This window comes from Pseudomonas sp. B21128, assembly GCF_044218865.1.
GTDB lineage: Bacteria > Pseudomonadota > Gammaproteobacteria > Pseudomonadales > Pseudomonadaceae > Aquipseudomonas > Aquipseudomonas iridis.
This window is the reverse complement of sequence record NZ_CP162590.1, coordinates 5,542,475-5,555,193: the sequence shown is the minus strand read 5'-3', so window position 1 is coordinate 5,555,193 and position 12,719 is coordinate 5,542,475. Positions and strand designations below refer to the sequence as shown.

General features: G+C 59.8%; 10 protein-coding genes and 1 pseudogene. All 11 read left to right on the top strand.

Translation table 11 applies throughout. The features are described 5' to 3' along the window. The 11 genes and pseudogenes from AB4P91_RS25085 to AB4P91_RS25035 all read left to right on the top strand — a co-directional run bounded on the left by AB4P91_RS25085 (nt 1) and on the right by AB4P91_RS25035 (nt 12,680). The gene (locus AB4P91_RS25085) at nt 1-738 is read left to right on the top strand and encodes a cephalosporin hydroxylase family protein (protein ID WP_150594271.1); all 738 of its coding nucleotides are present in this window, start codon (nt 1-3) and stop codon (nt 736-738) included. Nucleotides 739-793: 55 nt separating this feature from the next. Further along, nucleotides 794-3,709 (top strand): TIGR00180 family glycosyltransferase, encoded by a 2,916-nt coding sequence (locus AB4P91_RS25080; protein ID WP_395603919.1) that lies wholly within the window; start codon nt 794-796, stop codon nt 3,707-3,709. Nucleotides 3,710-3,738: 29 nt separating this feature from the next. After that, nucleotides 3,739-4,740 carry a UDP-N-acetylglucosamine 4,6-dehydratase (inverting) gene (gene pseB, locus AB4P91_RS25075; RefSeq protein WP_395603918.1) on the top strand — a complete coding sequence of 334 codons (1,002 nt, stop codon included), beginning with the start codon at nt 3,739-3,741 and terminating at the stop codon, nt 4,738-4,740. Next, nucleotides 4,737-5,900 (top strand): UDP-4-amino-4,6-dideoxy-N-acetyl-beta-L-altrosamine transaminase, encoded by a 1,164-nt coding sequence (gene pseC / locus AB4P91_RS25070; RefSeq protein WP_395603917.1) that lies wholly within the window; start codon nt 4,737-4,739, stop codon nt 5,898-5,900. The genes pseB and pseC overlap by 4 nt, the downstream gene beginning before the upstream one ends. A gap of 6 nt (nt 5,901-5,906) precedes the next feature. Further along, on the top strand, nt 5,907-6,602 hold the full coding sequence (pseF, locus tag AB4P91_RS25065) for a pseudaminic acid cytidylyltransferase (protein WP_395603916.1): 696 nt from the start codon (nt 5,907-5,909) through the stop codon (nt 6,600-6,602). Beyond that, nucleotides 6,599-7,729 (top strand): annotated as a pseudogene (pseG, locus tag AB4P91_RS25060) (UDP-2,4-diacetamido-2,4,6-trideoxy-beta-L-altropyranose hydrolase); the annotation flags it as partial. The gene pseF and the pseudogene pseG, both read left to right, overlap by 4 nt. A 10-nt stretch (nt 7,730-7,739) precedes the next feature. Then, entirely contained in the window at nt 7,740-8,792 is a 1,053-nt protein-coding gene (gene pseI / locus AB4P91_RS25055) for a pseudaminic acid synthase (protein WP_395603915.1), read from the top strand. A 226-nt stretch (nt 8,793-9,018) separates the two neighbouring features. Then, the gene (locus AB4P91_RS25050) at nt 9,019-9,945 is read left to right on the top strand and encodes a ketoacyl-ACP synthase III (protein ID WP_047300261.1); all 927 of its coding nucleotides are present in this window, start codon (nt 9,019-9,021) and stop codon (nt 9,943-9,945) included. 87 nt (nt 9,946-10,032) lie between these two features. Then, a complete protein-coding gene (locus AB4P91_RS25045; protein WP_395603914.1) occupies nt 10,033-11,322 on the top strand; it encodes a motility associated factor glycosyltransferase family protein in 1,290 nt (429 codons plus the stop codon). After that, nucleotides 11,319-11,585 (top strand): hypothetical protein, encoded by a 267-nt coding sequence (locus AB4P91_RS25040; protein ID WP_150594263.1) that lies wholly within the window; start codon nt 11,319-11,321, stop codon nt 11,583-11,585. The genes AB4P91_RS25045 and AB4P91_RS25040 overlap by 4 nt, the downstream gene beginning before the upstream one ends. Nucleotides 11,586-11,828: 243 nt before the next feature. Beyond that, on the top strand, nt 11,829-12,680 hold the full coding sequence (locus AB4P91_RS25035) for a flagellin domain-containing protein (RefSeq protein WP_150594262.1): 852 nt from the start codon (nt 11,829-11,831) through the stop codon (nt 12,678-12,680). Nucleotides 12,681-12,719: the final 39 nt, after the last annotated feature.

Sequence of the window (12,719 nt, the reverse complement as noted above, 5' to 3'; positions counted from 1 at the left end):
ATGACCGACAACAGCATCAACCAAGCTTTCGAAGCCGAATGCCGCGAACAGATCGCCCAGCAAGGTGACGACCAGAAACTCACCGGCCTGGCCCGGGATTTCTTCAACGAGTCCGCTAAACACAAGTACAGCTACCACTTCTCGTGGATGGGCCGCCCAATCATCCAGCTGCCACAAGACATGATGGCGATGCAGGAGATCATCTGGCAGGTCAAGCCGGATCTGATCATCGAGTGCGGCATCGCTCACGGTGGTTCGATCATCTATTACGCGTCCCTGCTGGAGCTACAAGGCCACGGCGAGGTGCTGGGCATCGATCTCGATATCCGTCCGCACAACCGTGAAGCGATTGAAAGCCACCCGATGGCCAAGCGCATCAAGATGATCGAAGGTTCGAGCATCGATGCGGCCATCGCCGCCCAGGTGCAGGCTGCCGCCAAAGGCAAGAAAGTCATTGTGGTTCTCGACTCCAACCACACCCACGATCACGTCCTGGAAGAGCTGCGCCTTTACGCGCCGCTGGTGTCGGTCGACAGCTACTGCGTGGTCATGGACACCGTGGTTGAAGACATGCCGGCCGATTTCTTCCCGGATCGTCCGTGGGGCCCGGGCGATAACCCGAAAACCGCCGTGTGGAAATACCTCGAAGAGAACAAGGATTTCGAGATCGACCAGCAGTTGCAAAACAAGCTACTGATCACCGTGGCGCCGGACGGCTATCTGCGTCGCGTTCGTTAATTCGCACCATCACCAAAGCGTTATTTCGGCGAGTCGCCGGTTGTGGAGAGAAGTTATGCAAGGCAAGTACAGTTCTGAACCAGCGCTGCCACTAAACGAGCTGCTGACCGTGGTGCTGATTACTCACAATCGGCCGGCTTTTTTGCGTCGGGCGGTGAAGTACTACAGCAGCTTGCCCTGCAGAATCATGGTGCTTGACTCCACACCTGATCGGCCGGAAGGCGATTTTTCCTCGGTCGATTATCACCATGTGCCGCAGTTCGCCTATTGGGGCATGCAGGCCAAACTGGCTTACGGCGTGGAGCAATTGACCACGCCCTACATGGTGCTGGCGGCCGACGACGATTTCATCCTGCATGAATCGCTGACCGAGTCGGTCAACTTCCTGGAGGCCAACCGCGACTACGGACTGTGCCACGGCTACTGCCTGATGTACCTGGCGCTGGCCGGCAGCGTCAGCTACTACCGACGCGACAAGAAAGTCTGCGAAGACTACGCGTCGGAGCGTGCCGAGGATCGCATTCTCGACTTCATGCACCAGTACGTGCCGCCGTTCTATGGCGTGTGCCGCACCTCGATCATCAAGAACTGGTACGCGGCATTGCCGCCGGGCACCAGTTTCGAATGGCAGGAAATCGGCCACACCTACTACCTGCTGGCGAACGCCAAGGCGCGCATCCTGCCGATTCCTTATGTCGTGCGCGAGATCAACATCGGTTTCTCCGACCACAACACCGAGGTCTACCACGTGCTGTCGTACACCGATACCAAGTCGGTGACCGAGCGCGAAGCCTTCGCCGAATTCCTCGCCTCCTTGCCGACCGGTATCACCGATCTCGACCAGGCGCAGCGCAAGGCGTTGGCCCTGGAAAGCTTCGCGGCCATGACGGACAGCCTGGTCTCCGGACGGGCGTTGACGACCGAGCTGATTTTCGAGTCCACCTGGAGCAACCTTACCAAGACACCAGAGCGCAAGTTCGGGCCACGCCAATACGTCGAGATGCCTTTCTACAACGAGCGCTTTTTTGACTTGCTGACCCAGTTCGAGTTTTTGCTGCACGCGATGCCGGCCGGCCGCATTCAACTGGAAAAACTCGAGGGTGTATGGACCCGGCAGGAATACCTGCTGCAGGCACGCAATAACGATACGGCGCAAAGTGTCGTCGACCGGTTGTGGCAGGCCCATGACAGCAACGCGTTCAACCGCACTGTGCTCAAGCGCCTGACGGCGCAACTGCAAACCCTGGGCGAAGAAGAGCAAGCGCAGAAGATCGCTGAGTGGGATGCTCGTCTGGGGGCGGTGGCGGACACCGATCATTACCCGGTCTTCAGCAAGATGCGCTCGGGCCGTTTGCTCGACTGGCTGGCGGCCCGCAAGCCGGACGCCGAACAGGCTGCGTTGATTGCCAGGCATCTGGCGGCGAACAATGGCGGTCCACAATTCGGCATTTTCCTGCTGGATCTGGACAACAACGTCGAGAAGCTGCAAGTGACACTCGACAGCCTCGTCGAAGGTCACAGCAAGGCTTTCAAAATCGTCGTTTTCACCACGGGCGAGCCGCAGAGTGCGACCACCGCTCAGAACACCTTGCACTTTGTCCGGGTCACGCCGGGCAACCTCGTCGACAAACTCAACCTGAGCGCCGAGCAGTCTCCATGCGACTGGTTGCTGCTGGCGAACGTGGGTGATGAATTCACGACGAGTGGCCTGTTACGCGCCGGTCTGGAGTTGATGTCGGCCACGGGACTTCGCGCCGTGGCCACTGATGAAATCCAGCGCACTGAAGAGGGGGCGCTGATGGACGTATTCCGCCCCGGCTTCAACCTTGATTTGCTGCAGAGTATTCCGTCGCTGATGGCACGCCATTGGCTAGTGCGCCGCGACGTGCTGCTGGAGGTCGGCGGTTATCAGGCCGACTTCAGCAAAGCGATGGAGTTCGACCTGCTGCTGCGCATTATTGAGCAGGGTGGCCTCGACGGTCTGGCGCATCTCGACGAGCCGTTGTTGATCACACAAGCAGCAGCGCTGGAGGAAAATGCCCACGAGCGTCAGGCGTTGTTGCGCCATCTGGGCAATCGTGGCTACCAGGCCAAAGTGACTTCGGCGGCGCCGGGCACCTGGCAGATTGATTACCGCCACACTGAGCAGCCGATGGTGTCGATCATCCTGCCGGTCGTTGATGACTTGCCAGTGATGCGCCGTTGCCTGGAAGGGATGCTGCTCAGAACCCGCTACAACCGTTATGAAATTTTGTTGGCGGCCAATCAGAATCAATCGGCGGCGGTCAATGACTGGCTGGGTGAGTTGCGTCATCCGAAAGTGAATGTCTTGCGCGCCGATCAGACACTCGGCGAAGTGGCGCTGTATAACGCTGCCAGCGAGCAGGCGCAGGGTGAATACCTGGTGCTGCTGGCCGCTGACGCAGAAGTCGTCAATCCGAACTGGCTCGACTCGTTGCTCAACCATGCCCAGCGTCCGGAAGTCGGGATCGTGGGTGCCAAACTGGTCAGCCGTGACGGGAAAATCTCCCAGGCGGGTTTGATTCTCGGTCTGAACGGTGGCGTCGGTTCGGCGTTCATCGGCGAGAAGCACAGCGCTGCGGGCTATATGCACCGTCAGATGGTCGAGCAGAACTATTCCGCCGTGTCGAAGGTGTGCCTGATGGTGCGCAAAGAGTTGTTCAATGCGCTCGGTGGTCTGGATGAAGTGACCTTCGCTGATGGCTTCAGCGATGTCGATCTGTGCCTCAAGGCCGGGCAGGCCGGTTACCTCACCGTGTGGACGCCGCTGGTTCAGGTGTTGCACACCGGTGAATTGCCGCAAGCCCCTGAGGCGCTGGCCGCATTGCGCGAGAAGTGGAGCAGCGCTTTTGCCCAGGACCCGGCTTACAACGCCAACCTGGCCCTGACCGGCAAAGGCTTTACCTTGGCTGAAAACACTTCGATCAACTGGTCGCAGTTGCTCGCTTGAGTCCGTCGGACAGGGAACAGGAATTACACATGTTCAACGGTAAATCGATCTTCATCTCCGGCGGCACGGGCTCGTTCGGGCGTAACTTCATCCGCCGCTTGCTGGAGCAGTACCAGCCCAAGCGCGTGGTGGTGTTCTCCCGCGATGAGCTCAAGCAATACGAAATGCAGCAGACGTTCAACGCGCCGTGCATGCGTTATTTCATCGGTGACGTGCGTGACGCTGACCGTCTGCGTCAGGCCATGCGCGGCATCGATTACGTGGTGCATGCCGCCGCGTTGAAGCAGGTGCCGGCGGCTGAGTACAACCCGACCGAATGCATTCGCACCAACGTCAACGGCGCGGAAAACATCATCGCCGCGGCCATCGACAACGGTGTGAAAAAGGTTGTGGCGCTGTCCACCGACAAAGCTGCCAGCCCGATCAACCTGTACGGCGCGACCAAGTTGCTGTCGGACAAATTGTTCGTCGCCGCCAACAACATTGCCGGCGAGCAGGAAACCCGGTTTGCCGTGGTGCGCTACGGCAACGTGGCTGGTTCGCGGGGCTCCGTGGTGCCGTTCTTCAGCAAGCTGATTACCGATGGCGCGCAAGAGCTGCCGATCACCGACGAGCGCATGACACGCTTCTGGATCACCCTCGACCACGGTGTGCAGTTCGTCCTCGACAGCTTCGCGCGGATGCACGGCGGTGAAGTGTTCGTGCCGAAGATTCCGTCGATCCGCATCGTCGATCTGGCCCGTGGCATGGCCGAACACCTGCCGCACAAAAACGTCGGCATTCGTCCAGGGGAAAAGCTCCATGAGTTGATGGTGCCGCTGGACGATGCGCGGATGACTATTGAGTTCGAGGATCACTACACCATCCAGCCGTCGATTCGCTTTACCAGCGTGGATGTCGATTTTGCCGTCGACAAACTTGGCGAGCAGGGGCGCGCGGTGAGCGAAGATTTTGAATATCGCTCCGACACCAATCCGCACTTCCTCTCGATCGGACAGATCGCGGCGCTGCACGCGAAGCTCTCGGTATGATCCCCTACGGCCGCCAGAGTCTCGATCAGTCGGACATCGATGCCGTCGTCGAGGTGTTGCAGTCGGACTGGTTGACGCAAGGGCCGACCATCGAGCGCTTCGAGCAGGCTGTGGCCGAGCGTTGCCAGGCCGATTTCGCCGTGGCGGTGTGCAACGCCACGGCGGCGTTGCACATTGCGTGTCTGGCGGCGGGTCTTGGCCCGGGCGATTGTCTGTGGACCACGCCGAATACATTCCTGGCCTCGGCCAATTGCGGGCGTTACTGCGGCGCCGACGTGGATTTTGTCGACATCGACCCGCTGACCTGGAACCTCGATGCTTACGCATTGGCGGCGAAACTGGATCAGGCTGAACAGGACGGTAAACTGCCAAAAGTCTTGGTGGCGGTGGCGTTTTCCGGGCAGAGCTGCGACATGCGCAAGATTGGCGAACTGGCCGAGCGCTACAACTTCACCGTGATCGAAGATGCCTCCCACGCGGTCGGCGCTTCTTACGCCGGGCGTCCGGTGGGTTGCGGTGAATTTGCGGCAATGACCGTGTTCAGTTTTCATCCGGTGAAGATCATCACCAGTGCCGAGGGCGGCATGGTCCTGACCAATCGACCGGCACTGGCCGAGCGCCTGCAACGCCTGCGCAGCCATGGCATGACCCGCAATTCGCAGCAGATGACCGAGCCCAGCCAAGGCCCTTGGTATTACCAGCAGATCGAGCTGGGCTTCAATTACCGGATCACCGATCTGCAAGCCGCGTTGGGCTTGTCGCAACTGGGCAAGCTGGACGACTTCATCGCTCGGCGTCGCGAGTTGGCAGCGCGCTACGAGCAGTTGCTGACGTACCTGCCGCTGACGTTACCCAGCGCTCAACCGGATGCGGAATCAGCCTGGCATTTGTATGTGGTGCGCTTGCAGACCGAGCGCATTAGCCTCAGCCATCGTCAGGTGTTCGAAGGCTTGCGCGCGGCCGGGATCGGCGTGAATCTGCACTACATTCCGGTGCATCTGCAGCCTTACTATCAGGCACTGGGTTTTGCCGAGGGCGACTTTCCCAACGCCGAGCGTTATTACGCCGAAGCGATCAGCCTGCCGATGTTTCCGCTGCTGACCGAGGAGCAGCAGGATTACGTGGTCGAGCAATTGCGCCGGCTGCTGATTGAGGAGTAGGACAACGTGAGCAACATCGCAATCATCCCGGCGCGCGGGGGCAGCAAACGCATCCCGCGCAAGAACCTGGCGCTGTTCGCTGGCGTGCCGATGATTGTCCGCTCGATTCGTACGGCGCTGGATTCGGGGTTGTTCGATCAGGTTGTCGTCAGCACCGATGACGAAGAAATCGCCGAGGTCGCGCGGGCGCACGGGGCTGATGTGCCGTTTTTGCGCCCGGCCGATCTGGCGGATGATTTTACCGGCACCGCCGCAGTGATCGTGCATGCCTTGCAGCAACTGCCAGGCTTTGAATACGCCTGTTGCGTGTACGCCACGGCGGCGTTGTTGCAGGCGCGTTATCTGCGTCAGGGGTATGAACTGCTTGCACAGCATCCGGAAAAATCCTTTGCCTTCTCCGTGTGCAACTTCGGTTTCCCGGTGCAGCGTGCGCTGACGCTGGACGGGCAGGGCGCGCTTACGGCGTTGTACCCGGAATTTCGTGACACCCGTTCGCAGGATCTGCCCGAAGCGTTGCAGGATGCCGGGCAGTTTTATTGGGGACGTACGGATGCGTGGCTGCGCGGCGAGGTAGTCTATTCGCCGGCCAGCCTGCCGGTGATTTTGCCCCGGCATCTGGTGCAGGACATCGATACGCCTGAAGACTGGAAACGTGCCGAATACCTTTACGCCGCGCTCAAGGCCGGCGGAGAGTTGCAATGAGAATCCTGATTCGCGCCGACGCCTCGCCCACCATCGGCAGCGGCCATATTGCCCGCTGCCTGACGCTGGCGCGGGTGCTGCGCAAGCAGGGCAGTCATGTCGCGTTTGCCTGTCGGCAGTTGCCGGGGCATCGACTCGATGCTCTGAGCGCCGAAGGTTTCGAGACATTCGCACTGCCTGAATTTTATCCCGGTGAAGATCCGCAGCAGGCCATCGAGTCGATGCTGCCGTGGCAGGCCGACATCGATGCGTTGGATTTGCTGCTGGAAGATCACGCCCAATTCGACTGGATCATTGCCGACCACTACGGCCTCGATCATCACTGGCAGACTGCCTCACGGCGTTGGGCACCGCGTATTGCTGCCGTCGACGATCTCGCCACCCGGCGCTACAGCGTTGATCTGCTGCTCAATCAGAATCTGTCCGGCCTCAGCGAAAACTACACGCCGCTGTTGCCCGAGGGCTGCCGCACACTGCTCGGCCCGCGCTATGCCATGTTGCGTGAAGAGTTCGACTGCCCGGCGATCGAGATCAAACCCGAAGCCCGCCGCGTACTGGTGAATTTCGGCGGTTTCGATGCGGCCATGCAGACCCATCACGCCATGCTGGCGCTGGTGGACTTCCCTGAGCTGGACGTTGATTTCGTCGCCGGTGTCGACAACCCGGCATGGACGCAGATGCAGGCACTGGCGCAAACGCGGCCGAATTGGCGTCTGCACAGTTTTGTCAGCGATTTCCATCAACGCATGACCGAGGCCGATCTGTTTATCGGCGCCGGTGGCGGCACCAGTTGGGAGCGTGCGGCGTTGGGTTTGCCGACGATCTGTATAGCGGTGTCGAATAACCAGCAGGTCAACGGTGAAGTCATGGCGGCGGCGGGCGCGCATGTATTCCTGGGCGCGCGCGAACAGGTCAGCGTTACGCAGTTGCGTGACGCGATTGGTTTTGTTGCGGGCAACGTTTATCTGCGCCAGAGCCTGGCCGAACGCTCCCGGCAAATGGTCGATGGGCGCGGTGCATTGCGAGTCGCCGCGGCATTGGCCGATGCTGTGCTCGCGTCAAGTCACGCCACACTGGACGGTGCGCAGTTGCTGCCCGATGGGCCGAACTCCAGTTTGAATAAAAGGAACACCGTTCATGAGTAGTTTCAAGATTGGCGACCATCTGATCGGTGCCGACGCGCCGCCGTTCATCATTGCCGAGATGAGCGGCAATCATAACCAGTCGCTGGACGTGGCCCTGCAAATTGTCGAAGCCGCCGCCAAGGCCGGCGCGCACGCCCTGAAACTGCAAACCTACACCGCCCAGACCATGACGCTGGATCTGGCCGAGGGCGAGTTCTTCATCAAAGACCCGGGCAGCCTGTGGGCCGGCACTTCTTTGTACGACTTGTACGAGCAGGCCCACACGCCGTGGGAATGGCATGCGCCGATCTTCGCTCGCGCCAGGGAACTGGGGATGCTCGCGTTTTCGACGCCGTTCGACGACACGGCCGTGGACTTTCTCGAAAGCCTCGACGTGCCGGCGTACAAGATCGCCAGTTTTGAAAACACCGATCTGCCGTTGATCCGCCGTGTCGCCGCCACGGGCAAGCCGCTGATCATCTCCACCGGCATGGCCAGCATCGCCGAGCTTGATGAAACCGTGCGCGCCGCCCGTGAAGCCGGGTGCAAGGATCTGGTGCTGCTCAAGTGCACCAGCACTTATCCGGCCACCCCGGCAAACAGCAATGTGCGGACGATCCCGCACCTGCGGCAATTGTTCGGTTGCGAGGTGGGGCTGTCCGATCATTCGATGGGCGTTGGCGTCTCGGTGGCGGCCGTGGCGCTCGGCGCGACGGTGGTGGAAAAGCATTTCACCCTCGACCGTTCGGCGGGCGGGGTGGATGCCAGTTTCTCGCTGGAGCCGGCCGAGATGGCCAGCCTGGTGGTGGAAACCGAACGCGCATGGCAAGCGCTCGGCCAGGTGCAATACGGCGCAACCGAAGCCGAACTCAAGTCGGTGGTGTATCGCCGCTCGCTGTACGTGACCGCCGACATGGCCGCCGGTGACTCCTTTACGCGGGACAATCTGCGCGCCATTCGTCCTGGCCTCGGCCTGCCGCCCAAGCACACCGATGCCGTCCTCGGGCGCTGCGCTCGCGCGCCGATCAAGCGCGGTACGCCGCTGGATTGGTCGTTGGTCGAATAACCCAATCTGTAATGGATTCGGCAAAATAGCGTGACCTGCGAGTCATAACGCGCATCTTCACTGTATTGTATTGATCGGGGAGATGGCGCCTGGCCCGTTTTTGGTTCCAGTGATAGCCCTTTGCTCTCCCCTTGGTTGCCCGTCGTGGCAACCATTTTCTGTTTGTCGGCGCCCCTCAAATCCTTGCGAGCGGTGGTCTTGGGCTGTTTTTTATTGGGAAGCCGTAATGATTGGCATAAAAAGCATTGCGAGCTACGTTCCTGTAGCCGGCGTGGACAATTACGCACAAGGTGCAAAATTCGAGAAGGATGAAGAGTTCATCCTTGGCAAGATTGGCTCGGCATTCCTGCCGCGCAAAGACGCTGATCAAGAAACCTCCGATCTGTGTGTGGAAGCCGCCAACGCGCTGTTTGCCAGCAACCCTGAGCTGAAGCGTGAATCGATCGATGCCTTGATCGTCGTCACCCAGAACGGTGATGAAGAAGGCTTGCCGCACACTGCTGCGATCGTGCAGGACAAACTCGGTCTGCCGACCAATGTCGCCGCGTTCGATATTTCGTTGGGCTGCTCCGGTTATGTTTACGGCATCTACGCGATCAAGGGCTTCATGGAAGCCGCAGGCCTGAAGAACGGCCTGCTGATCACCGCCGACCCTTATTCGAAAATCGTTGACCCGGAAGATCGCAACACCACCATGCTGTTCGGTGATGCGGCCACCGCGACCTGGATGGGTGAAGATCCGACCTGGGCACTGGGCAAGGCCAAGTTCGGCACCGACGGTTCCGGCGCGCCACACCTGAAAGTCACCGATGGCGTGTTCTTCATGAACGGTCGTCAGGTGTTCAACTTTGCGCTGCTCAAAGTCCCGGCGCACTTGCACGAGTTGCTCGATGATTCCGGCCTCAAGGCTGATGACATCGACGCCTTCTGCATTCACCAGGGCAGTGCGGCGATCGTCGACGCCGTGGCGCGACGCTTCGAAGGCGAGCCTGAAAAGTTCATCAAGGACATGGTCGAGACCGGCAACACCGTGTCGTCGAGTATTCCGCTGCTGCTGGAAAAGCACGTACTCGATTCCGCCTGGCAGCGCGTCGCGCTCAGTGGTTTCGGTGTCGGTCTGTCGTGGGGCTCGGCGATCATCTTCCGCCCCTGAGCCTGATTAAAAACGGCGGATACAAAAATAGCGTTCAAGGTTAACCTTGAACGCTATTTTTTTGCCTGAAACGGAGCGCGAGGCGCCATGAGCGAGTTTTTCCAGGCCAACGCCGAAGTCCTTCAGCGCCGCTGGCCGGCGCTGTTCGAGCGCTTGATGGCCGAAGACAGTGCGGCGGTTCAGGCTGAACTGGTGCAGGGGCTCGGTTCGACATTGAGCGTCAATGGCGTTCAACTCACCAGTCGCCATGACCGTACTCACGAAGCCCGTGTTCAGGCCGCCAGCCTGGCGGATAAAGCGCAGTTGCATGTCTATGGCACCGGCCTCGGCGATTTGCCTGCGGTGTTGCTGGAGCGCGCCGGGCTTGAGCGGTTGTACGTGCATATCCTCAACGGCGCGCTGTTTGCGCTGGTCGTGCAGTTGCTCGATCAGCGCCATTGGCTGGAGGATCCGCGCGTGGAGCTGTTCTACGCCGGTGACCTGTCTGATATCTGCACGCCGTTTTTTGCCCTGCCGGCCGAGATGCTGCTGGCTGATGACTTCAACGCAAAGATCCGTGATCGGCTGGTCAGTGAAGTGCACCTGAGCTTCAACAATCGTGAGTTCGATCCGCAGTCGCCGGTCATTCAGCAACGCTTGCAGGATTGCTTGCCAGTGCTGCTGGGCGATGACGATGTGGCGCAACTGTTCGGCACTTGCGTCGACCGTGACGTCTACGTGATCGCCACGGGGCCGACCCTGGAGGGGCATTTCGAACGGCTGGCGAAAGTGCGGGCTCAGGCGCAGCGTCCGCTGTTCATCTGTGTCGACACCGCTTATCGACCGCTGCGTGAGCACGGTGTGGTGCCGGATCTGGTGGTGAGCATTGATCAGCTCATCAGCTTCCGTCACCTGCCATTTGAACAGTCCGAAGGCATTCCTCTGGTCTATTTGCCGATGAGCGACCCCGAGGTTTTGCGCGCCTGGAAGGGCAAGCGCTACGGCGGCTACTCCGCCAGCCCGGTTTATGCGGCATTGCGCGAGGCATATCCGCGAGGCGAACTGCATGTCGGCGGCAGTGTGATTCACCCGGCGGTAGACCTGGCCGTGAAAATGGGCGCGAGACGCATCACTCTGTTCGGCGCCGACTTCGCCTTCCCGATGAACAAGACCCATGCTGGCTGGAATGACGGTGAGCTTGGGCCGAGTGTGAATCAGGCGCGGCATTGGGTGCGTGACGGGCATGGTCAGCGCGTCAGCACCCAACTCAACTTCCGTGGCTATTTATGCGTTCTCGAACGCTACATCGCCGCCCATCCCCAGGTTGAGTTTTTCAATAGCAGCAGAGCGGGCGCGCTGATCGCCGGGACGCGGTTCAATCAGGAGTTTGTGCAATGACGGCAATGGCGCAATGCATCAACGACTGCCGTGCCTGCGCAAGTCTGTTTCGACTGGGACGTGACGTCGAGGCGGCGCTAAGCATGGTCGAGGTCTTCGAGGGTGCGCACCCGTTACTTCAGTCCGCGCCTGCGGATGTCCAACAGATGTGGGCGCAGGTACTGACGCAAATGCTCGATTGTCAGGAGCGCCAGGACTGGTTGGGGCTGGCGGACTTCATGGAGTACGAACTGATCGAACTGCTGACGGCCACGCCAGCCTGAAGGCGGGCAACCGCACTGGCCCGCAGGTTTGCGCAGCGGTCGGTTTTATGGCGTCATTTTTTCGAAAGTGAGGGGCGGCTAAGCCTTTGTTTTCTCTGGGGTGGCAGGGTGATGGCAAATATTTTTTAAAAAGCCCTCAAGCAACCTGCATTCCCGACGATAACTATTACGAAGGTTCTCTAGGCCATACCCGGCGGTTGCCAGGGCCGGAAGCCGCAGTACCCAACCAACGAGGAATTCGTCATGGCTTTAACAGTAAACACCAACACCACATCGTTGAACGTTCAGAAAAACCTGAACCGCGCTTCCGACGCTCTGTCGACTTCGATGCAGCGCCTGTCTTCCGGCCTGAAAATCAACAGCGCTAAAGACGACGCTGCTGGCCTGCAAATCTCCACCCGTATGCAATCGCAAATCCGCGGCGGCAACCAGGCTATCCAGAACGCCAACGACGGTATCTCCGTTGCCCAGACCGCTGAAGGCGCTCTGCAAGCGACTACCGACATTCTGCAGCGTATGCGTGAACTGGCTGTTAAAGCACGTACCGGCACCAACGGCACTGCTGACCAGAAAGCGACCAACAAAGAATTCGCCGACATGTCGGACGAAATCAGCCGTATCGCTGCTTCCACCAACCTGAACGGCAAAAACCTGCTGGACGGTTCGGCTGGTACTGTGACTCTGCAAGTTGGCGCAAACACCGGTACTGCCAACCACATCGACCTGGTACTGAGCTCCAAGTTCGACGCCGTGAGCCTGTCCGTAGACAAAGGCGCTCTGGCTCTGACCGGTACTGACGCTGCTACCGCTGGTACCAACATCGACGCCGCTATCACGGCCATCGACGCTGCTATCGCTGCAATCGGTGATACCCGTGCCAGCCTGGGTGCTTCGCAAAACCGTCTGACCAGCACCATCTCCAACCTGCAGAACATCGTTGAGAACACCACTGCTGCACAGGGTCGTGTACAAGACACTGACTTCGCCGCAGAAACTGCTAACCTGACCAAGCAGCAAACTCTGCAGCAGGCTTCGACCTCCGTTCTGGCTCAAGCCAACCAACTGCCTTCCGCTGTACTGAAACTGCTTCAGTAATCTCGGAACAAGTTTGGGCGGGGGAGTGCGCTAGTCGTG